The 239-nt window shown below is 28.5% G+C and carries 1 protein-coding gene; it reads right to left on the bottom strand.

Features of this window, described 5'->3' with window-relative positions; translation table 11 throughout:
* Positions 1-231 (bottom strand): glycosyltransferase (locus N3D17_07865; protein ID MCX8083278.1); only part of this gene is annotated, 231 nt, incomplete at its 3' end.
* Between the last annotated feature and the right edge of the window lie 8 nt (positions 232-239).

Consider the following 239-nt stretch of genomic DNA (forward strand, 5'->3'; position numbering starts at 1 on the left):
AACTTTTTGCCAGGTATATTTTTCTTCAATAAGTTCTCTTCCATTATAAGCAAGTTTTTGATATAATTGTCTATTGGATAATAAAATATTAATTTTTTCAGCAAATTGTTTTGGAGTGTCTGCTATTAAAACATTTTCAGTATCTACAAGTTCAGGTATTCCTTCTGCTGCAATTGAAGTTATAACCGATGGTTTACCCATAGATAACGCTTCAAGAATTTTATTTTTTATACCTGAAC

The organism is bacterium, from assembly GCA_026414725.1.
GTDB lineage: Bacteria > Ratteibacteria > UBA8468 > B48-G9 > JAFGKM01 > JAAYXZ01.